The organism is Ruegeria sp. BK1, from assembly GCF_056535645.1.
Window position 1 is genome coordinate 1,856,746 of the sequence record NZ_JBQFIS010000001.1, and the last position, 19,886, is coordinate 1,876,631.

Here is a 19,886-nt window from a genome sequence, read left to right on the forward strand (position 1 = left end):
TTCACGGGCACTAGACGGCAGGCATGTCGGAAAGAAAAGAAAACCCGAGCCTTAGCTCGGGTTTTTGCTGTTACGCGGTCGGTTCTGGCTCCATCCCGCCATCGGGCGGAGTTTTCTTGACCTTGGTCTTCGGAATGGCCGTAACGCTGGGCGCGTTGCCCTCGTCAGGGCTATCGCCTTCGTCGTCACCTTCGGTCGGAGAGTCGCCGTTCATCACGCGCTTGATCTCGTCACCGGTCAGGGTCTCGTATTCCAGCAGGCCTTGCGCCAAGCGTTCCCATTCTTCGTTTTTGTCGGTCAGAATCTTGTGGGCACGCTCATATCCTTGCTGGATCAGGCGCTTCACCTCTTCCTCGATCAGCTCCTTGGTATGGGCAGAAACCGAGAAACCAGCAGTGTTGCCCTGATAGCCTTCATGCGCCTCGGCATAGTCGATATTGCCGACTTTGTCCGACATGCCCCAGCGCATCACCATCGCACGCGCCAATTGGCTGGCCTGCATGATATCGCCAGCGGGACCGTTCGACACATGATCCTCACCGTATTTGATGACTTCGGCGGCCTTACCGGCCATGGTCATGGCCAGCTTTTGTTCGCACTCATCTCGGTGATAGTTCAAGCGGTCCATTTCGGGCAGTGAGACCACCATACCCAATGCACCACCGCGCGGGATGATCGTGGCCTTGTAAACCGGATCGCACAGCGGCAATTCCAGACCGACCACAGCGTGACCAGCCTCGTGATACGCTGTCTTTTCCTTCTGGTCTTGCGTCAGCACCATACTGCGGCGCTCAGCCCCCATCATCACCTTGTCTTTGGCGTTCTCGAAATCTTCCATGGTGACAAAGCGGCGACCAACACGCGCGGCCATCAACGCGGCCTCATTCACAAGGTTCGCCAGATCGGCACCCGAGAAGCCCGGCGTCCCCCGCGCAATGATGCGCAGGTCAACATCGGGGCCCAGAGGCGTCTTGCGCGCATGCACGCCCAAAATCTTCTCACGACCTTTGATGTCAGGGTTGCCGACGGTCACGTTGCGGTCAAACCGGCCCGGACGCAGCAGCGCGGGGTCCAGAACGTCCTTACGGTTAGTGGCCGCCAGAATGATCACGCCTTCATTGGCCTCAAACCCGTCCATCTCGACCAGCAACTGGTTGAGCGTTTGTTCGCGTTCATCGTTGCCACCGCCATAACCCGCACCACGATGGCGGCCCACGGCGTCGATTTCGTCGATGAACACGATACAGGGCGCGTTTTTCTTGGCCTGTTCGAACATGTCGCGCACACGCGATGCACCGACACCCACGAACATCTCGACAAAGTCCGATCCTGAGATTGTGAAGAAGGGCACGCCTGCCTCACCTGCAATCGCACGGGCCAGAAGTGTCTTACCAGTACCCGGAGGGCCGACCAGCAAAGCGCCTTTCGGGATCTTGCCGCCCAGACGGCTGAATTTCTGCGGGTTGCGCAGGAATTCGACGATCTCCTCCAGCTCTTCCTTGGCCTCGTCGATACCGGCGACGTCGTCAAAGGTCACTCGGCCATGCTTTTCGGTCAGCATCTTGGCCTTGGACTTGCCAAAACCCATCGCGCCACCTTTACCGCCGCCTTGCATCCGGTTCATGAAATAGACCCAGACACCGATCAGCAGCAGGAAGGGCAGCAATGTGATCAGGAACGACTGAAAGCCCGACTGCTGCTGTTTTTCCGCCCGCACCGGGATGTTCTCGTCGATCAACAGCTTGGTGACTTCGGCATCCCCGGGTTTGATGGTGACATAGCTGGCACCACTTTGCGTGGTGTAGCGAATCTGTTCGCCATCCAGCGTCACATTCTTAACCTCGCCGCTTTCAACGGCTGTGACGAAATCGGAATAAGTTCTTTCATTGCTCTGAAGCGTTCCACCAGGTCCGCTGAACAGATTGAACAGTGCTAGGATCAGTAAAAACAGAACGACCCAGAAGGCGATGTTACGAGCGTTGCCCAAGGAAAATCTCCCAAAAGATTTCGGCAGATGGGGGTCTGCCGGGTTGCCCTATAAAATAGAGATGATTCAAGCAGGTTCAATGCGATAAAAAAGAAGAGTGCAACTCGGGCACTTCTGACGCCAATTCCGCCCGCCAACCATTGGAAAAACCCGCCAAAGGCGCCGACAGCAGCGTGTCTTCTGCCCAAATCGCGGGCGATGCCACAAGCGCCGCGCGCGGTTTTCCCAAAGCACGCCAGTCGGGCAACTGCCGCAGCCCGGCCTCTGCCAATGGGCGGACTTGCGCGTCTGATCTTTGCGGACCGGTCAAGATCCAGCGGCTATCCCACAAATCGCCCGGCTTGGAAGGTTGTACGGAAATCGCCCCTAGTTCCCTGCAAATCCACGTGTTCTCGTCCTTGGCAACCACCATACATCCCCCGATTGTGGTTGTTTCTGCTTGGTGCAAAGCCGACAGAGCCTGTTCGACCGCCATCTGCCGCGGCGGATAGCCTGCACCCGCGATCCATTGGATACTGCCCACCAACAGACGCCGTTGGATTTCGCTGGGCAGCGCCACAAAGGCAGCGCGATCAACGCAAATGTCGCCCGTCTCAGCCCGCAGAACCTGACGCGCGGTTTCCTGCGTAAACACGTCCAAAGCCTCGCGCGCTTGTGCAAGGTTGTCAGCCACCCGGCTGAGGGAACGGGCGGTTATGCCGATCTCTTCCAACCCTGCCAGAGCCTCACGTGCCTTGATCCGATCAAAGCGCAGGTCGTGATTCGAAGGGTCTTCTATCCAGTCCAACCCGTGTGCATTCAGGTAGTCGCGCAACTCCTGTCGGGTGACATCCAAAAGCGGTCTGAGCAGTTGAACCCCGTTCAGCTCGCGCGCAGCAGGCATCCCAGACAGGCCTGTGACGCCGGACGCGCGACCAAGCCGCAGCAGGACGGTTTCGGCCTGATCGTCGGCAGTGTGACCAAGTGCGATAGCGGGTACATCATTGCGCCGGGCCCAGTCGGTCAGCAACCTGTACCGGGCCTGCCGCGCTTGATCCTGCAAGTTGCCGCTGCCATCCCATCCGGTCCACCGCAACACTTCATGGGGCAATCCCATGTTTCGGGCCATTTCGGCAACCCGATCGGCTTCAGTGCGAGATTCAGGGCGCAATCCATGATCCACCGTTGCAACGTACAGCGAAACGCCCTGCGCGTTCTCCGCAAGAAGGTGCAGCAAAGCGACCGAGTCGCCGCCGCCTGAAACTGCAACCCCCAAGCGGGCAGGAAGTTGCGCGGGCAGTCGCCTGCGCAACGCATCCTTCAACTTGTCGGGGAATGTGGTCAAGAACAGCCCAGCGACGCCATTTCCTGTGTCGCGCTAGAGGCCGCTGGGGATGCCGGGAACCGCACCCCAACCTCGCTGAGTGTTATACAAGCCTGATCGGTTTGTCCCAGTCGACCCAAGGCCGAGCCGAGCTCAAACAAAGCCTCGGGCGCAAAAGTCCCCTCGGAATCACCGGTGAAACTGGCCAGAAAGGCACGCGCCGCTTCGCGAGTGTCGCCCAACCCTTCCAACGCTTGCCCGCGCTTCAGGTTAGCTTCGGGCGCAAGAGGGCTGCCGGGATATGAGGTATCAAAGCTTGCAAACTGGTCGGCTGCGGCCTGAAAATTGCCCTCGGCCAGCGCTTGCGCGGCAGCGTCGAAATCCGCGCGTTCGCCTATCGCCAACTCACCCTGATCAATCGCCGTGGGCGCAGCAGGCGTTGTCGGAGCAGCCGCCGTAATCTGCGTCTCCCCCCCAAGGGTCGAGGTTTCGCCCAGCGTGCTCAGATCGCCGCCTTCCAACTCAACCAAACGGAACTCCAGATCGCCGATGCGGTTGGTGCCGTCGGTGACGATATTCTGCACCCGCTGGTTCAACTGCTCAGTCTGACGGGTCAGGCGCTGCAACTCGGCCTCGATGGCGTCGACGCGTTCAAGCACCGAACTACCGGACAGGTTGGGTGACGGTGACCCCGTCGTCGAAAACTCACGTTTCAGACGCTGGATTTCCACATGCAACACGGTCAACTCCTGCCGGATATCGGCTAGGGTCTGCTGATCCTGTGCTTGTGCCACCCCGGCGGTCGCCAAAACCGCGGCCAGAACCCATCCTGCAACTTTCATCATCTTACCCCAGTGTTGAGCCGGTCAGCACCGTAACCGCACGGCGGTTCTTGGAATAGCAATCCTCGGTACTGCAAATCTCGATCGGGCGTTCCTTGCCAAAGCTGACCGTGGTCAGACGGTTGCCCGCCACCCCGCGCGAGATCAGGTATTCGCGGGCCGCATTCGCCCGACGTGCGCCCAGTGCAAGGTTGTATTCGCGAGTGCCCTGTTCATCTGCGTGGCCCTCGATGGTTGCCACGAAATCGGGGTTCGCCAACAGCCAGTCCGCCTGACCCTGCAGAACGGTCTGCGCTTGCGGTGTAAGGGTCGACTGATCGATCGCAAACAGAACCCGGTCGCCGACGGTCTGCTGGAAATAAGCAGGTGAGCGCGGATCGCTGGGCGATCCTGCGGCCAGACCACCACCATTTGCGCCGCCGCCAAGGCCGCCTCCTAATGTCGAGGGATCGTTGCTGGTGCAGGCGGCCAGAATGCCTAGCACGCCCAAAGCTACCACTTTGCCCAATACGTTCATTTCAAGTGCCTCGTTGTGTTTTCTGTTTATTGCCGCCTGTGTATCACAGCGCGGGTTTCTTGTGAACTTTTCCGACCGCCCCCGCGATCAATTCTGCAAAGGCCCCCAGGACGGATCGCTGCCGCCATCTGGCGTTCGCACCGGGCGCAGGTTGCGCCCCGAGATATCCACCGAATAAAGCGTCGCCCGACCGCTGGCGCCTTGGGTTTCACGGGTGAACATAATCACCCGACCATTGGGCGACCATGTCGGCCCCTCGTCCAGAAAGGACGAAGTCAGCAACCGTTCCTCGCTGCCATCGGTGCGCATCACGCCAATATGGAACCGACCTTTGTTTTGCTTGGTGAAAGCGACCAGATCGCCCCGCGGGGACCAGACCGGCGTACCATAACGCCCCTGACCGAAACTGATCCGCGTCGCCTCACCCCCATTTGCGGGCATGATATACAGTTGCGGCGTGCCCGAGCGGTCGCTTTCGAACACGATTTGCGACCCATCTGGCGAATAGCTGGGCGCGGTCTCAATCGCCGGCGTTTTAGTCAAACGCACGCTCTGCCCCGAGGCTAGATCCATTTTCCAAAGATCCGTATTCCCCCCTTGAATCAGCGAATAGACAATCGAGCGTCCATCCGGCGAGAAACGAGGTGAAAAGCTCATCGTGCCGCCGGGCGTGTTCAGCTCGGTGCGGCGGACGCGGTCCACATCCAACACATAGATGCGTGGCTGGCCGGTTTCATAGCTGGTATAAAGCAGCCGGTCACCCGTCGGCGAAAAGCGCGGGGCTAGAACGATGGCGGCGCTGTCGGTCAAGTACTGCACGTTGGCACCATCGTAATCCATGATCGCCAGACGTTTCAGGCGCTGATCCTTGGGGCCACTTTCCGACACGAAGGCCACGCGACTATCGAAATAACCGCCCTCACCCGTCACGCGGCTATAGACCTGATCGGCCACCTTATGCGCCATGCGCCGCCAGCCATCCGTAGTACCTGCGAACTGCAGCCCGTTGCCAAGCTCTTGCCCGGAGAATACATCCCATACCCGGAAGCGGACCGTTAGCCGGTTGCCCGAGACATTTACCGCCCCAGTAACAAGCGCCTCGGCATTGATCGCCTTCCAGTCGGCAAATTGCAGTGGCGCCTCAAAGCTGCTGACCCGGCTGATAAATGCATCAGACGAGATTTCGCGGAACAGCCCTGTGCCGGTGAGGTCCGCTGCAACAACCCGTGTGATATCTTGCGCGTACTGAGCCGCAGCGGGACCGTCGGGCACGAAACTGGGCACCGCGAAGGGCAAGGGTTCGATGATCCCCTGATCCAGTTCCAAGCGCAGCGGTCCGTTCTGGGCATGAACCGGTGCTGTCAGAAGCGTCAGGCCGAGCAACAGGCTGGTCAGAAATCTCATCATTTGATCCGCATCCTCTCGGGATTGAATGTAATCTCAATATCCTGCCATTGCGCGTATTTGTCAGCAGGCAGGTCATATCCTTTTGCCCCGCAACGCAGAATTGCGCGTCTGGCGGCCTCATAGGCTTGTCTTGCTGCGCCGTCGGAACCGCCTGAACTTTCAATCAAACGCAAGCTGCCGCCCACCACATTGCCATCCGGCGTGAGCGAAAACCCTACAACGACCACAGTCTGCAAGGCGTCGGTCGACAACGACCCTACATTCCAGCACTTGGACACTGCCAAACGCATTGCATCTTTCTCACCACTGGTCAGCGGCGGGCCAGAGGGTTCTGTGCCCTGCCCCAGCGCCTCGGCCAACGCATCTTCGATGGCGCTTTCATCCGCAGGCTGGGGTGCAGGCGTCTCGGGCTCGGTTTCAGGCGCTTCCGCCACCTCAGACTGCGCAGGAGGGGTCGGACGGTTTGGCCGAACCTGCGGGCGCGGAGAGCTGCGCGGCGCGTATTCCCTGGCTTCCTCGGCCTCGGTCACGATCTCATCCGTGGCCTCTTCGGGAGCGGTCTGATCCTGTTGCTCTTGCTGGATCTCGGCGCCTTCTTCCAAGGACACAGCGGGCGTTTCAATGTCATCGGGTGCAGCCTCGGGCGGAGGCGGTGCAACGGGTTCGGGCGCAACCTTGTCTGCCGGGCGCGGCTGCGCCTCGGGGCCGGGGGGCACGGGCAAGGCGGCCACCTCTGGCGCGGGCGGCTCAAGCGCTGGGGGTTGTTCGATTACCACCGGCTCGGGCGGCGGTTCCACCGCCTCGGGCACCGGGTCAGGCTCGGGTTCGGATGGCTCCGACACCTCGGGCACCGTCTGATCTTCTTCGACCGGCTCGGGCGGCGTCACCTCTTCAACCGGCGTGTCAGGCTGCTGCAAGGCCGCAGGCGTTGTCACCTCGGGCGCATCCCGCTGAGCGGTCATTGCCGCAAATTGCTCAGCCGAGATCACCGAGACATCCTGCACGGCCATCGGCAAAGGTTCGGACCGGAACGTGCCGCCGAACAAGGCCCATCCGATCAAACTGACATGGGCAATCGCCGAGATCTTGGTGCCGGTATCCACCGTGCCGCCTCACTCTCCACCTTCGTCAAGCGTCGGACCGCCCGTGTCGGTGACGAGACCGACATTGGAAAACCCACCCGCATTCAACGCACCCATTACCTGCATTACCTGCGCATAAGGGATCGAGCCATCCGCCCGCAGGAACACACGGTCACTGCTGCGCTCGGACGCGATGGCGCGCAATCTGCCAATCAATTCTTCACGCTGAACATCTGTCGTCTGAATCTGCACCTGACCATCTGCGGTCAGCGTCACGGTCAAAGGTTCCTCATTATCACCGGGCAATGCACTGGCCGCCGTCTTGGGCAGGTCCACCGGCACCCCGACAGTCAACAATGGTGCGGCGACCATGAAGATGATCAGCAACACCAACATAACATCCACAAAGGGCGTGACGTTGATCTCAGCCATTGGCTGGGCACGACCGCGACGACGTCCGCGTCTGCGTCCATTGCTGCCCGAGCTTTGCTGAACCGCAGCGCCCATCCTAGCTGTCCAACTGACGCGACAGGATGGTGGCGAATTCGTCTGCAAAGGCCTCATAGCCGCCCACGATCCGGTCACTATCCGCGCTGAGTTTATTGTAGAAAATCACCGCCGGGATCGCGGCCAACAGGCCCAGACCGGTCGCCAGCAAAGCCTCGGCAATACCGGGGGCTACAACCGCCAGATTGGTGTTTTGTTGTTCGGCAATCTCGATAAAGGCGTTCATGATGCCCCAAACCGTGCCGAACAGCCCGATAAAGGGCGCGGTCGAGCCAACCGTCGCCAAGACCGGCAGACCCTTTTGCAGCGTCTCGGACTCTTTGGCGATGGCCACATCCATTGACCGGTCAATCCGCGCCGTGGCCCCCGCGATCAGCCCGCCATCGGTGCGGTGTGAACGACGCCATTCGATCATGCCCGCAGCGAAAATTTTTTCGGAACTGCCATCGGGCTGCGTGCCGATCTGCTCAAACAACTCATCCAAGGGGTTACCTGACCAGAACGCCTCATCAAACACCTGCGCCTCACGCCGCGCGGCCCGGTAGTTGATGATCTTCTGGATGATAATCCCCCAGGACCAGATCGACGCACCGATCAGCATCAGCATCACCAGTTTGACGATAAAGGTCGCGCGGGCATACAGCCCCCACATGGAGAAGTCGATCTCCTGCGCCAGCGCCAGCGTTTCAGCTTCCATGAACCTGCTCTTTAGTTTTTGCCTGATGGCCGTTCGTTTGGCCTTGTTTTGATAAACGCTAACGCAGTTGGATATGAAAAGCCAACAGAACCACCCCGGTCCCGCAAAATGTTACATCAATGCGCGAATCTCTGCCGGAAGACGCACCGGTTTGCCCTGCGCATTCATGCAGACCGCCGTGACCGAGGCGGTGAAAACTTCGGTCTCGCCCCGTGTCACCCGCTGCGCCATCGTCAGCCGCGCGCCAGACAGCGACGTGATCCAGGTTTCAATCGTCAACTCATCATCGAATTTCGCAGGGGCCAGATATTCGGCCTCGATCTTACGCACGACCCAGACAATACCCGCATCGCGCATCGCATTCTGGTCGTTACCGATATTGCGCACATAGTCCGAGCGCGCCCTCTCGATGAATTTCAGATAGTTCGCGTGATAGACCACACCCCCCATATCGGTGTCTTCATAGAAAACCCGGACGGCATAGGTATGGGTCATTGCGGTTGCTCCAATCTGGCAAACAGGCGCAACGCATGAGAGGCATCCTGCGCCGCACCCGGCAATACCGGATCGTAGGCCGCGCGGATCAGCCCTGCAATATCAGGTCTCAAAATCGTAGCCTCACCCGCCACCGCCAAAGGTGATTGCGTGCGAAATGCCGTGTCGGACCATAGCAAAACGGTTTGCACCACCTGGCTGAGCGCCAGGGTTTCGGCAGGCACCTTCGACAGCTCTTTGTCCATTCGCAAAAACACGAACGCGGCACGGATTGCGCCGTCTTCCTCGAACCGGAAGATACGATATTGGTTGGCATCTACCGCAACCAGTCGTTCGACCAAAGGTGCTAGGTCCGGGACAAGACGATCGAGGTCCGGCACTTCCAACAGCTCATTCCAGTCCCGGAAGAAGAACACCATGCAGTTGGCCCCTAGTTCAGGGTCCGTTTCCGCCATTTTGTGACCGGCCAGCGTGACGACCGCTTCGAACGCCCCTTTGACCGTGGCCAAGGTGTCATCTTCCACCCCGAAAACGATGGGCACAATCGGACGCCCCCAACGTGCGAACAAAAACTCGCCGCTTTCGCGGGTGAACAGCGCTTCGATTTGATCAGGTGTCACGCGCAGACCCTTCTTCTCGTTTCAAATATGACCGCCGGAGGCTTAAAATCCCTAGCACTACAATTCAACCAAACAGATCGCTTTGCCCCCGAGGCGCTGCCATACCCAAATGCGTCCACGCCTTTTGTGCCAGCATCCGCCCGCGCGGTGTGCGCTGGATCAAACCCTGCTGCAACAAATAGGGCTCAATCACTTCCTCAAGCGAATCCCGGCTTTCCGACAACGCTGCTGAAAGGGTTTCGATCCCCACTGGTCCACCGGCGTAGTTCTCGGCGATCAGCTTCAGATACCGCCGGTCGGCCCCGTCCAGCCCCAGATTGTCCACGCCCAAACGGGTCAAAGCACCATCGGCCAGATCCCGCGTGATCCGCCCGTCGCCTTCAACGATGGCAAAGTCCACCACGCGCCGCAGCAAACGTCCCGCGATCCGAGGCGTCCCGCGCGACCGCCGCGCGATCTCGCGCGCGCCTGCGTCATCCGCAGGTGCCCCCAGTTTGCGGGCGTTGCGGGTGACGATCTCGTGCAATTCATCGACCGTGTAGAATTGCAGCCGAGTCGGAATGCCGAAACGGTCGCGCAAGGGTGTGGTCAGCAGACCCATTCGCGTGGTGGCACCGACAAGCGTAAAGGGCTGAAGTTCGATCCGCACGGTGCGCGCGGCGGGGCCTTCGCCGATCACCAGATCCAGCTCAAAATCTTCCATCGCCGGGTACAGCACCTCTTCGACCGCCGGGTTCAGGCGGTGAATCTCGTCGATGAACAGCACGTCGCGCGATTCCAGATTGGTCAGGATTGCCGCCAAATCCCCGGCCTTGGCCAGCACCGGGCCAGAGGTCATGCGGAAATTCACCCCCAACTCGCGCGCCATGATCTGCGCCAGCGTCGTCTTGCCAAGGCCCGGAGGGCCATGAAACAGCGTATGGTCCATCGCCTCGCCCCGCTGACGAGCCGACTGGATGAAAATGCGCAGGTTCGCCCGCGCCTCGGCCTGACCGATGAACTCGTCCAACCCCTGAGGGCGTAGGGCGCGGTCGTTATCCTCGGGCAAAGGGTCCGGGCGCAGAGTGGGATCGGCGTCAGTCATCCATTCAGCCTTTCGGAGCCAGCAGTTTCAACGCCGCCCGGATCAGATCAGCCTCACCGGCGTCCGGCAGGCTGGCGGCCGCTTCGGCCACGGCCGAGGCCGCCTCGGACGGGCCATAGCCGAGGTTCGACAGGGCCGACAACGCACCAGCCGAGGCCGCCGCATTGCCCGAGGCCGGTTTCGCAGCGCGTTTGGGCGCAGGCGCTGGCTCAATCAGTTCGACCGGCTCAGGCACAGGGCCGTCCATCGCCTCGGTCACGGTGCCGCCCATGGCCATCACGCCCGGCGCTTTGTCCTTCAGGTCCAATACGATGCGCTGCGCGGTTTTCGGCCCCACGCCTTTGGCCGCCTTGACCGCGCCCCAATCACCCAAGGCAATCGCACGGCTGACCCCATCCGGGCCCAGCGCAGACAGGATCGCCAAAGACACTTTGGCCCCCACCCCCTGCACCGAACACAGCAGGCGGTGCCATTCCTTCTCGACCAAAGACAGAAACCCATAAAGCTGCATCAGGTCTTCGCGCACCACCATGTCCGTGTAGATCGAGACCGCCTCCCCCACGCCCGGCAGAGCCGCCATGGTCCGGTCCGAGCAATAGACGATATAACCAACCCCGCGCACGTCGATCAGCACGTGGTCTGCTGCGCGGTAATCCAGGCGTCCAGTGAGTTTTCCGATCATGCCCGCACCTCTTTCATCCGCGCCTGCGGCGCTGCGCCATAGTAGGAATGGCAGATCGCAATCGCCAGCGCATCTGCCGCATCTGCGCCCTTGGGCTGACACCCCGGCAGTTGCAGCTTGACCATGTGCAAGACTTGCTCTTTCTCGGCATGCCCCACGCCCACAACTGTTTTCTTGACCCGGTTGGGCGCATATTCCCCTACCGGCAACCCGGCTTGCGCGAGCGTCAGAAGCGCAACCCCGCGCGCCTGGCCCAGTTTCAACGTGCCCGCACCGTCCTTGTTCACGAAAGTCTGTTCGATCGCGGCCTGATCGGGCGTGTGTTCGGCGATCACCTCGACAATCTGGTTGTGCAGAGACAACAACCGCTCGCCCAAATCATCACCGTCGGATTTGCATAGCCCGTTGGCCACGTGGCTCAGGCGGCTGCCATGCGATTCGATGACGCCCCATCCCAGGGTTCTCAGCCCCGGATCAATGCCCAAAATCCGCATGTTGTGCCCCAGCCTGCTCGGGTTTTTGTGATCTTTCTTACGGGTTAGCACGAAGCGTGAACATTTTCCAAGCGAATTGACGGAAAGTCCAAAAACGACAGACCTGCTCGAGGGGCGACACAATGGCCTGTTTGCGACCGCGAAATGCCTGAATTCGACGTGTTTGATTAAGCAAAAATGACCAGTAAATTAAGGGGCTTTCACGTTTTCAGAGCATTGCAGAAAACGCATAGGACACATGCAATTTCGTCGCTTGTGGTGTCAGATCGACATCCCTAAATGCCGCTCAAACGAAGGATTGAAACTGAACTCTAACCAGAAGGAAACAGGATATGGCCGTACTGGATACCACCCGCGCCACCACTGGCTCGTTCGGCCTTGCTGGCCGTATCGGCGGATTTTTTGCAGCGGTTGTGAACGCCGTTGTGGAATGGAACGACGCCCGCGTGACCCGCAACGCGCTGAGCGGTCTGAGTGACCGTGAACTGGACGATATTGGCATGTGCCGCGGCGATATTGACGTCGTAGCGGATAGCCGCCGGTAAGATCTAGACCACCACTCACACGCCCCTATCTCCTCCCTCGGGGGCAAAGCAGAACGCCGCGCATTGATTTATGCGCGGCGTTTCTGATTCAGATTTGCAAAAAATCAGGGCAGATAGCTTGAGACCTGCGCGGCCAGAAAGGCAGAAATCGGGTCAATCTGCATGATCCAGGCCCCAGCCTGTTCGACCGACGTCCCTTGGCTCAGACTGTCAACGCGGTATTCATAGGCGGACGGCCCAAGGCTCGCTAAAAGAAAGGTCTTGAATGCAAAAAAGCCCACAAGGCACATCAGCAACACTTTGGCAGGCACCGCAGACTGAACGCGCTGCGGCCTCATCACCACCAGGCCATCTTTGCGCATCGTCGCACGATAACCACGGCTGAGTTTCGCGTGTTTTTTGTTCAGACGATGAACGCGCTGATCAAATTCCAGTTGTTTTCCAGTCATGGCAGCCTCCAATAACCGCCCCCGATATGCATCTTTGAACGGTAGACAGAGATTGCGCCAAAAAAGTGGCAGGAATCCATAAAACTCCTGTAAATGGCCCGATTTTAGCCCTGTTTGCTTAAGATTAGCGTCGTCCATTCGCCAATCTCGTCCCGACGGGCCAGATTGAACCCGTTTTGTGAATAAACGGAAACCACATCATCGGCCTGTTCATTGAGGATTCCCGACAAGATCGCGTACCCCCCTGCCCGCAGATTCGCCCCAATTTCCGGCGACAACGCGACCAGCGGCCCCTTGAGGATATTGGCAAAGATCAGGTCATAGGGCGCGTGGGCTTTCAGGTCGGGGTGACCGAACCCGGCAGCCTCGACGCACTGCACCTGACCGGCCATGCCATTGGCTTTCAGGTTCGCCTCGGCCACATCGACGGCCACCTGATCAATATCGCTGGCGATGATATCGCCATCCCAGACCCGCGCGGCGGCCATGGCCAGAACGGCGGTGCCACAGCCGATATCGGCCACTTTTGTCGCCTCGAACCCCTCATTCAGCAGATGATCCAGCGCCTTGAGGCAACCAAGTGTGGTGCCGTGATGCCCGGTGCCAAAGGCCATCGCGGCCTCGATCAGCAGGGGAATGCGATCTTCAGGCAATTTGTCGGCGTCGTGACTGCCGTAAACAAAGAAGCGCCCGGCCTCGACCGGAGCCAGTTCGCGACGCACATGGGCGACCCAATCGGTTTCGGGCAGCTCCGAGACGACAAAGGGCTTGGCTTGGAACGCGGCGGCCAGAACGGCCAGCGCGGTTTCATCTGGGGTTTCGGTGAAATAGCCGCCAACCTCCCATAGGCCCGAGCCGTCCTCGACCTCGAACACACCAACGCCGGTAGGTTCCGGCTCCAGACGCTCCATTGCTTCGCCCAAGCCTTCGGCGGCTTTCTTGCCCATCAGAGTGGTCAGCGCAGTGAATGTGGGCATGGGGGCCTCCTGTTTGGGTTTCCCCTGCGCCTAGGCTGCCGGGCAGGCAAGGTCAAGCGCTGGCTTATTCCGCAGGGGCCGGGGCGTATTTTGACAGGATGGTTTCATTGCCCGGCTCGGGGTGGCGCGGGATCAGCAACGACAAGGTCAGCGAGATCATCGCCATCGCTGCCGCCAGCGTAAACACCGCGCCAGGCGAGACCACCCACAGCAAACCCAGCAACGCCGGCAGAAACACGGCGGCGATGTGGTTGATCGTGAACGCCACGGCTGCGGTTGGTGCGATATCGGCAGGGTCGGCGATTTTCTGGAAATAGGTTTTCAGCGCCAATGCCAGCGCGAACAGCACATGGTCAATCACATAAAGGATCGCGGCCAGCACCACGCCCCAGCCAAACCAATAGATGCCGCCATAGGCCGCGAACACGATGGCCAGACCGGCATATTCGAAGATCAGCGTGCGGCGCTCGCCGAACACGGACACGGCTTTGCCCAGCATCGGAGCGGCGGCCATGTTGATCACCAGATTGATCAGATAGAGGCTGGTTAGCTCATGCACCTCGAACCCAAATTTCTCGACCATCATGAAGCCTGCGAAGACGACAAAGATCTGCCGCCGGGCACCGGCCATGAATTGCAGGGCGTAATACAGCCAATAGCGTTTGCGCAGGATCAGTTTCTTGGTCTGCGGCGTCGGCGCATCGAATTGCGGGTAAGCCAGCAGGCAGAACAGCGCCAACAGGGCCGTCACGCCGCCCGCTGCCATGAAGACGAAGTTATAGGACAGATCGAACCGGTCCCATGTCAGCACGATCAAACCGTACACCAGTGCTGTCGCCGCTGAGCCCATCGCGACCAGCCAGCCCAACACCTGCGGCGCACGATCCTTGGGCAACCATTGCAGTTGCAGCGACTGGTTTACCGTCTCGTAGTAGTGAAACCCTATCGAGCTGAACAGCGTCACGAACAGCAGCCCGCCAAGGCTGGGGAACCACGCAGTGATTGCCGTCGCAACGCCCAGCATCATCAGCGAGATCATCGCCAGCACTTGCTCGCGGATAAAGATGATCACCGCGATCACGCCTACGGCCAGAAATCCGGGAATTTCACGCACCGTATGCAGCAGGCCTATGTCTGCGCCGTCGAAATTCGCGACCTCGATGACGAAATTGTTCAGCAGCGCGCTCCATGCGTTAAACGCAATGGGCATCATCAACGCCATCATGAACAAGAGCGTTATGGGACGGTGCCAGAACGGAAGGCTCTGCGCATCAGAGAGCGGCATGGGTTTCAGCATGACACCGCTCTACGCTCATTTTTTCGGTTTGGCGAGGGGGCAGACGCACAGGCGGTCTGCACCGGTGCAGAGGTCAGTAAAAACTCTGCGGGTCGATATCGACGGTCAGGCGGATATCGCCCTTCAGACGCAGGGGCGCAATCCAGCGGGCGATAGCATCCTGAATCGGCGCGCCTTTGGGGGCTTTGACCAGCAGGCGTACACGGTGCCGCCCGCGTATTCGTGCTATTGGCGCGGGCGCAGGTCCGAAGACTTGGGCATCTATAGCACGTAGCGGCGCATCGTTGCGTGCCATCGCGTTGCCGATGTCGAAAACCGGACCGACCTCGGGCCCGGACAGCACGATCCCGGCCATGCGCCCATAGGGCGGGACGCCTGCGGCCTGACGCCCGGCGGCCTCGGCCTTCCAGAACCCTTCTTCATCGCCTGACAGAATGGCGCGGATCACCGGGTGTTCAGGCTGAAACGTCTGCAACAGTGCCTGCCCCGGCTTATCCGCCCGCCCGGCCCGGCCCGCAACTTGCCGCATAAGCTGGAACGTGCGTTCCGCCGCTCGCAGGTCCGCCCCGTGCAGAGAAAGGTCGGCATCAATCACCCCCACCAGTGTCAGCTTGGGAAAGTTGTGCCCCTTGGCCACCAGCTGCGTACCGATGACGATATCCGCATCGCCCTCGGCAATCTCTTCGATCTTGGCCTTTAACGCGCGGGCCGAGCCGAACAGATCAGAACTCAGCATCGCGATCTTGGCCTCAGGAAACGTCGCCTCGGCTTCTTCTGCCAGCCGTTCGATCCCCGGCCCGACCGGGGCCAGCTTGCCCTCAACCTGACAGGATGGGCAGGTGTCGGGCATCGGCTTCGTCTCGCCGCATTGATGGCACATCAGTCGTTTGAGAAACCGGTGTTCAACCATCCGCGCATCGCAATGATCACAGGCGATCTGCTCCCCGCACGCCCGGCACAGCGTCACCGGCGCATAGCCACGGCGGTTGATGAACAGCAGCGACTGTTCCCCGCGTTCGATCCGCTGCCGTACCGCCTGCCGCAGCGACGGGGAAATCCATGTCCCCGGCTGCATCTGCTCGGCCCGCATATCGATGGGTTTCATCTCTGGCAGCACCGCCGCCCCAAAGCGCGAGGTCAGGTCCAGCCGCTCATACTTGCCGGCCTCGGCATTCGCCCAGCTTTCCAGCGACGGCGTCGCACTGGCCAGAATCACGCGCGCCCCGCAGACCGAGGACCGCAGCACCGCCATATCCCGCGCGCTGTAATGCACGCCGTCTTCCTGTTTGTAAGAGGTGTCGTGTTCTTCATCGACCACCACCAGCCCCAGATCGCGGAACGGAAGAAACAGCGCCGAACGCGCGCCGACGACCAGTTGCGCTTCCCCCTGCCCAACCATGCGCCAGACCCGCCGGCGTTCGGTCATGGTCGCACCCGAGTGCCATTCGGCAGGCCGCGCGCCGAACCGAGCCTCGACCCGCGTCAGGAATTCGGCGGTCAGGGCGATCTCGGGCAGCAGAACCAGCGCTTGCCGCCCCATGCGCAGGGCTTCGGCGACGGCCTCTAGGTAAACCTCGGTCTTGCCCGAGCCAGTGACACCCTTCAGCAACGTTGTCCCATAATCCCCGGAACGTTGCCCAGCCTGCAGGCGCGCGACCGCGGAGGCCTGATCGTCAGTCAACGCCTTGCCCGGCAAGTCCGGGTCCAGCCGGGGATAGGGCAAATCACGTGGGCTGTCTTCCTCGCGCACTGCGCCTTGCTTGACCAACCCCTTGACGACCGAGGACGTCACCCCCGCCTGCTCGGCCAACTCCTTTAACGTGAACGCCAAGCCGCCGTAGTCGCGCAGCACCTCAAGCACGCGGGTCCGCGCATCGGTCATGCGGTCTGGCTCGGCACCGCCCAAACGATAGATTTTCCGCATCGACGGCGGATCGCCCAGCCCAGGCGCACGGGTCGCCAAGCGCAGCATCGCAGGCATCGGTGTCAGCGTGTAATCGGCCACCTTGCCCAGAAACAACCGCATCTCTTCGCGCATCGGCGCGACCTCTAGCACACGGATCACGGATCGCGCCTTGGCCAGATCAAAACCGCCCTGCCCCGGCCCCCAAACCACACCCAGAACCTTGCGCGGGCCCAGCGGCACCTCGACAAACGCGCCCAGAAAACACCCGCCCTCGGGCGCTTTGTAATCCAGCGTCCGGTCCAAGGGCTGTGTGGTCAGCACAGCCACCAGCTCACCCTGATCGAAATACTCCTGCGCGCTCACCGCATCTCCTCGGGTCGGGGGTTTCAGCATCGGTGTTATTGGGGTAAAGCCATCCGCAACCAAGGCCAACCCATCAAAGGACTGCCCGCATGAAATTCTTCGTAGATACCGCCGAGATCGACGCCATCGCCGAACTGAACGATCTGGGAATGGTAGACGGTGTGACCACCAACCCCTCGCTGATCCTGAAATCGGGCCGCGACATTCTAGAAGTCACCAAAGAGATCTGTGATCTGGTCGACGGCCCCGTATCCGCCGAAGTCGTCGCGACCGAGGCCGACGACATGATCGCCGAAGGCCGTAAGCTGGCCCAGATCGCGCCGAACATCGCCGTGAAGGTTCCGCTGACATGGGCGGGGCTGAAAACCTGTAAAACCCTGTCCGACGAAGGCCAGATGGTCAACGTCACGCTCTGCTTCTCGGCCAATCAGGCACTGCTCGCCGCCAAGGCGGGCGCGACCTTTATCTCGCCCTTCATCGGCCGTCTGGACGATATCAACCTCGACGGCATGGATCTGATCGCTGATATCCGCCAGATCTATGACAATTACGGATTCGAGACCGAAATTCTGGCCGCATCCATCCGCACCGTGAACCACGTAACAGACAGCGCCCGCATCGGCGCCGACGTGATCACCGCTCCGCCTGCCGTAATCAAGAAACTGGCCGATCACCCGCTGACCGACAAGGGGCTTGAAACCTTCCTGGCCGACTGGGCCAAGACCGGTCAGAAAATCCTCTGATCCCTGACACTGCCGCGCGGTGCTGCCAGGCACCGCGCCCGGCCCAACTGCCAGCCCTGATCGCAGATCAGGGTCTTGCAGGCGGGAGAGGCCCCGTCGCGCAAATGACGGGAAATCCAACCAAAGGCTCACTTTTCCCAAGGCAAATCGGTCCAGCCGTGTTATAAGGCCGCAAAACATAAAAAAGACCGGACGGGACATGAGCAGCAATACCAAACTCAAGGACACTCTCCGCGAGGCGATTCTGGCCGAGCCTGACGCCGTGCTGGACGACAAGGACCTGATGCAGGCCCTCGTCGCCGCCAATGAACAAGCGCGCGGAGATAACATCGTCGACCTGCGCGGCATCGCCATGCAGCGGCTCGAAGCGCGGCTGGATCGGCTTGAAGACACCCACCGCTCGGTCATCGCGGCCGCTTATGAAAACCTTGCGGGTACCAATCAGGTGCACCGCGCAATCCTGCGCCTGCTGGAGCCCACAGGGTTCGAGGACTTCCTGACCACCCTTGGCTCAGACGTCGCCGAAATTCTGCGCGTGGATCGGATTACGCTGGTCCTGGAAACCACCGTCCTGCAGGAAGACCCCGCGATCGAAAAACTGGGCGGAGCGCTGGCCGTAGTCGAGCCCGGCTTTGTCGACAACTACCTGACTTTCGATCGCAGCGGCCCTGCCCGCGAAGTCGTGCTGCGCGAGGTCATCCACCCCACACACCGCATCTTCGGCGATCAGGCCGATCACCTGCGGTCCGAAGCCTGTATGCGGCTGGACTTGGGCGAAGGCCGCCTGCCCGGCATGATCATCATGAGCGCGAAAGACCCCAACCACTTTTCACCGCAACTTGGCACCGACCTGCTGACCTTCTTTGCCGGTGTTTTTGAACGGTCCATGCGCAACTGGCTGTCATGAGCCTGATCTCTCCGGCCTGCCGCGACGCGTTGCAGCACTGGCTGGAGGGTCTCGTCGCGCTTTCAGGCCGATCAACCAATACTCAGGCCGCCTACCGCAGCGACGTGAATGATTTCCTATCCTTTATGACCCTGCACCATAGCGAGCGTCAGGGTTTGGCAGCACTGGCTCGGATCACCGTATCCGATATGCGGGCTTGGATGGCGGATCAGCGCGGCTCGGGCGTCGGCGCGCGTTCGCTGGCGCGCAAGTTGTCGGCTGTCAAAAGCTTCTACCGCTGGCTGGCAGAACGTGAAGGGTTCGAGCCGACCGCGGTCTTGTCGACCCGCGCGCCCAAATTCACCAAGAAACTGCCCCGCCCCGTCGACGAAGATGCTGCCCGCGCCCTGATCGAAACGGTCGAACTGCAATCGACCAATGATTGGGTCTCTGCGCGCGACGTGGCCGTGGTCACATTGCTCTATGGTTGCGGGTTGCGGATTTCCGAGGCGCTGTCGCTGACCGGCGCTGACGCCCCCCTGCCACAATCGCTGCGAATTGTTGGCAAAGGCAACAAGGAGCGCATCGTCCCGGTCCTGCCCGCCGCACAAGCAGCTCTGGACCGGTATCTGGCGCTCTGCCCTCATCCGCTGGACAAGACCAAGCCATTGTTTCGTGGTGTCCGCGGCGGGGCGCTGAACCCGCGTGCCATTCAGGGCGTCATGGCCAAGGCGCGTCAGCAGTTGGGCCTGCCCGCGACGGCCACCCCACATGCGTTGCGCCACAGCTTTGCCACGCACCTGCTGTCTGCGGGCGGCGATCTTCGCGCCATACAGGAATTGCTGGGGCATGCCTCTCTGTCGACCACGCAAACCTACACCGCCGTGGACACCGCCCGGTTGATGGAAGTCTACGACCGCACTCACCCGAAAGCCTGACACAATTGCAATTTCACCAAACAGGGCATTTTGCTTTGCATCTTGGACACGCATCGTACATGACA

Annotated in this window: 21 protein-coding genes; 4 read left to right on the forward strand and 17 right to left on the reverse strand. The window is 60.6% G+C overall.

Annotated elements, in window-relative coordinates; translation table 11 throughout:
• Nucleotides 1–70: 70 nt before the first annotated feature.
• From ftsH to ruvC, 13 genes are all read right to left on the reverse strand, one after another.
• Nucleotides 71–1,987 (reverse strand): ATP-dependent zinc metalloprotease FtsH, encoded by a 1,917-nt coding sequence (gene ftsH, locus ACR3E7_RS09300; RefSeq protein ID WP_170782882.1) that lies wholly within the window; start codon nucleotides 1,985–1,987, stop codon nucleotides 71–73.
• Nucleotides 1,988–2,063: 76 nt separating this feature from the next.
• Nucleotides 2,064–3,311, reverse strand: a complete 1,248-nt coding sequence (gene tilS / locus ACR3E7_RS09305) for a tRNA lysidine(34) synthetase TilS (RefSeq protein WP_480502790.1) — start codon at nucleotides 3,309–3,311, stop codon at nucleotides 2,064–2,066.
• Entirely contained in the window at nucleotides 3,308–4,132 is an 825-nt protein-coding gene (ybgF, locus tag ACR3E7_RS09310) for a tol-pal system protein YbgF (RefSeq protein ID WP_170770606.1), read from the reverse strand. The genes tilS and ybgF overlap by 4 nt, the downstream gene beginning before the upstream one ends.
• A gap of 4 nt (nucleotides 4,133–4,136) precedes the next feature.
• Nucleotides 4,137–4,649, reverse strand: coding sequence for a peptidoglycan-associated lipoprotein Pal (pal, locus tag ACR3E7_RS09315; RefSeq protein ID WP_170769966.1), 513 nt, complete (start codon nucleotides 4,647–4,649; stop codon nucleotides 4,137–4,139).
• Between the two features lie 87 nt (nucleotides 4,650–4,736).
• Nucleotides 4,737–6,056, reverse strand: coding sequence for a Tol-Pal system beta propeller repeat protein TolB (tolB, locus tag ACR3E7_RS09320; RefSeq protein ID WP_480502791.1), 1,320 nt, complete (start codon nucleotides 6,054–6,056; stop codon nucleotides 4,737–4,739).
• Nucleotides 6,053–7,159 (reverse strand): energy transducer TonB, encoded by a 1,107-nt coding sequence (locus ACR3E7_RS09325; RefSeq protein ID WP_480502792.1) that lies wholly within the window; start codon nucleotides 7,157–7,159, stop codon nucleotides 6,053–6,055. Before ACR3E7_RS09325 ends, tolB begins: the two co-directional genes overlap by 4 nt.
• 9 nt (nucleotides 7,160–7,168) lie before the next feature.
• The gene (tolR, locus tag ACR3E7_RS09330) at nucleotides 7,169–7,645 is read right to left on the reverse strand and encodes a protein TolR (RefSeq protein WP_480502793.1); all 477 of its coding nucleotides are present in this window, start codon (nucleotides 7,643–7,645) and stop codon (nucleotides 7,169–7,171) included.
• A 1-nt stretch (nucleotide 7,646) separates the two neighbouring features.
• Entirely contained in the window at nucleotides 7,647–8,342 is a 696-nt protein-coding gene (gene tolQ / locus ACR3E7_RS09335) for a protein TolQ (protein ID WP_170769962.1), read from the reverse strand.
• Nucleotides 8,343–8,453: 111 nt separating this feature from the next.
• Nucleotides 8,454–8,837, reverse strand: a complete 384-nt coding sequence (gene ybgC / locus ACR3E7_RS09340; protein ID WP_170782889.1) for a tol-pal system-associated acyl-CoA thioesterase — start codon at nucleotides 8,835–8,837, stop codon at nucleotides 8,454–8,456.
• Complete coding sequence (locus ACR3E7_RS09345; protein ID WP_170782890.1) at nucleotides 8,834–9,457, reverse strand: hypothetical protein; 624 nt, start codon at nucleotides 9,455–9,457, stop codon at nucleotides 8,834–8,836. Before ACR3E7_RS09345 ends, ybgC begins: the two co-directional genes overlap by 4 nt.
• 64 nt (nucleotides 9,458–9,521) lie before the next feature.
• On the reverse strand, nucleotides 9,522–10,541 hold the full coding sequence (ruvB, locus tag ACR3E7_RS09350; protein WP_170769959.1) for a Holliday junction branch migration DNA helicase RuvB: 1,020 nt from the start codon (nucleotides 10,539–10,541) through the stop codon (nucleotides 9,522–9,524).
• Nucleotides 10,542–10,545: 4 nt separating this feature from the next.
• Nucleotides 10,546–11,223: a Holliday junction branch migration protein RuvA gene (gene ruvA / locus ACR3E7_RS09355; protein ID WP_170790379.1), complete on the reverse strand. Its 678-nt coding sequence runs from the start codon at nucleotides 11,221–11,223 to the stop codon at nucleotides 10,546–10,548.
• The gene (gene ruvC, locus ACR3E7_RS09360) at nucleotides 11,220–11,717 is read right to left on the reverse strand and encodes a crossover junction endodeoxyribonuclease RuvC (protein WP_170769957.1); all 498 of its coding nucleotides are present in this window, start codon (nucleotides 11,715–11,717) and stop codon (nucleotides 11,220–11,222) included. Before ruvC ends, ruvA begins: the two co-directional genes overlap by 4 nt.
• Before the next feature lie 332 nt (nucleotides 11,718–12,049).
• Here ruvC and ACR3E7_RS09365 point away from each other — a divergent pair, with 332 nt between their 5' ends.
• Entirely contained in the window at nucleotides 12,050–12,262 is a 213-nt protein-coding gene (locus ACR3E7_RS09365) for a DUF1127 domain-containing protein (protein ID WP_170769956.1), read from the forward strand.
• Between the two features lie 104 nt (nucleotides 12,263–12,366).
• On the opposite strand, the gene ACR3E7_RS09370 is transcribed toward ACR3E7_RS09365, so the two are convergent.
• From ACR3E7_RS09370 to ACR3E7_RS09385, 4 genes are all read right to left on the reverse strand, one after another.
• Nucleotides 12,367–12,849, reverse strand: coding sequence for a hypothetical protein (locus ACR3E7_RS09370; RefSeq protein ID WP_237215610.1), 483 nt, complete (start codon nucleotides 12,847–12,849; stop codon nucleotides 12,367–12,369).
• Nucleotides 12,816–13,688, reverse strand: a complete 873-nt coding sequence (locus ACR3E7_RS09375) for a 50S ribosomal protein L11 methyltransferase (RefSeq protein ID WP_480502795.1) — start codon at nucleotides 13,686–13,688, stop codon at nucleotides 12,816–12,818. Before ACR3E7_RS09375 ends, ACR3E7_RS09370 begins: the two co-directional genes overlap by 34 nt.
• A 64-nt stretch (nucleotides 13,689–13,752) precedes the next feature.
• A complete protein-coding gene (locus ACR3E7_RS09380; RefSeq protein WP_480502796.1) occupies nucleotides 13,753–14,985 on the reverse strand; it encodes an MFS transporter in 1,233 nt (410 codons plus the stop codon).
• A 73-nt stretch (nucleotides 14,986–15,058) separates the two neighbouring features.
• The gene (locus tag ACR3E7_RS09385) at nucleotides 15,059–17,284 is read right to left on the reverse strand and encodes a primosomal protein N' (protein WP_480502797.1); all 2,226 of its coding nucleotides are present in this window, start codon (nucleotides 17,282–17,284) and stop codon (nucleotides 15,059–15,061) included.
• A gap of 59 nt (nucleotides 17,285–17,343) precedes the next feature.
• On the opposite strand from ACR3E7_RS09385, the gene fsa reads away from it, so the two are divergent.
• From fsa to ACR3E7_RS09400, 3 genes are all read left to right on the forward strand, one after another.
• The gene (gene fsa / locus ACR3E7_RS09390; RefSeq protein WP_170354905.1) at nucleotides 17,344–17,997 is read left to right on the forward strand and encodes a fructose-6-phosphate aldolase; all 654 of its coding nucleotides are present in this window, start codon (nucleotides 17,344–17,346) and stop codon (nucleotides 17,995–17,997) included.
• Nucleotides 17,998–18,196: 199 nt separating this feature from the next.
• Entirely contained in the window at nucleotides 18,197–18,904 is a 708-nt protein-coding gene (locus ACR3E7_RS09395) for a DUF484 family protein (protein WP_170769951.1), read from the forward strand.
• A complete protein-coding gene (locus ACR3E7_RS09400) occupies nucleotides 18,901–19,821 on the forward strand; it encodes a tyrosine recombinase XerC (protein WP_170790376.1) in 921 nt (306 codons plus the stop codon). The genes ACR3E7_RS09395 and ACR3E7_RS09400 overlap by 4 nt, the downstream gene beginning before the upstream one ends.
• The last annotated feature ends 65 nt before the right edge of the window (nucleotides 19,822–19,886 follow it).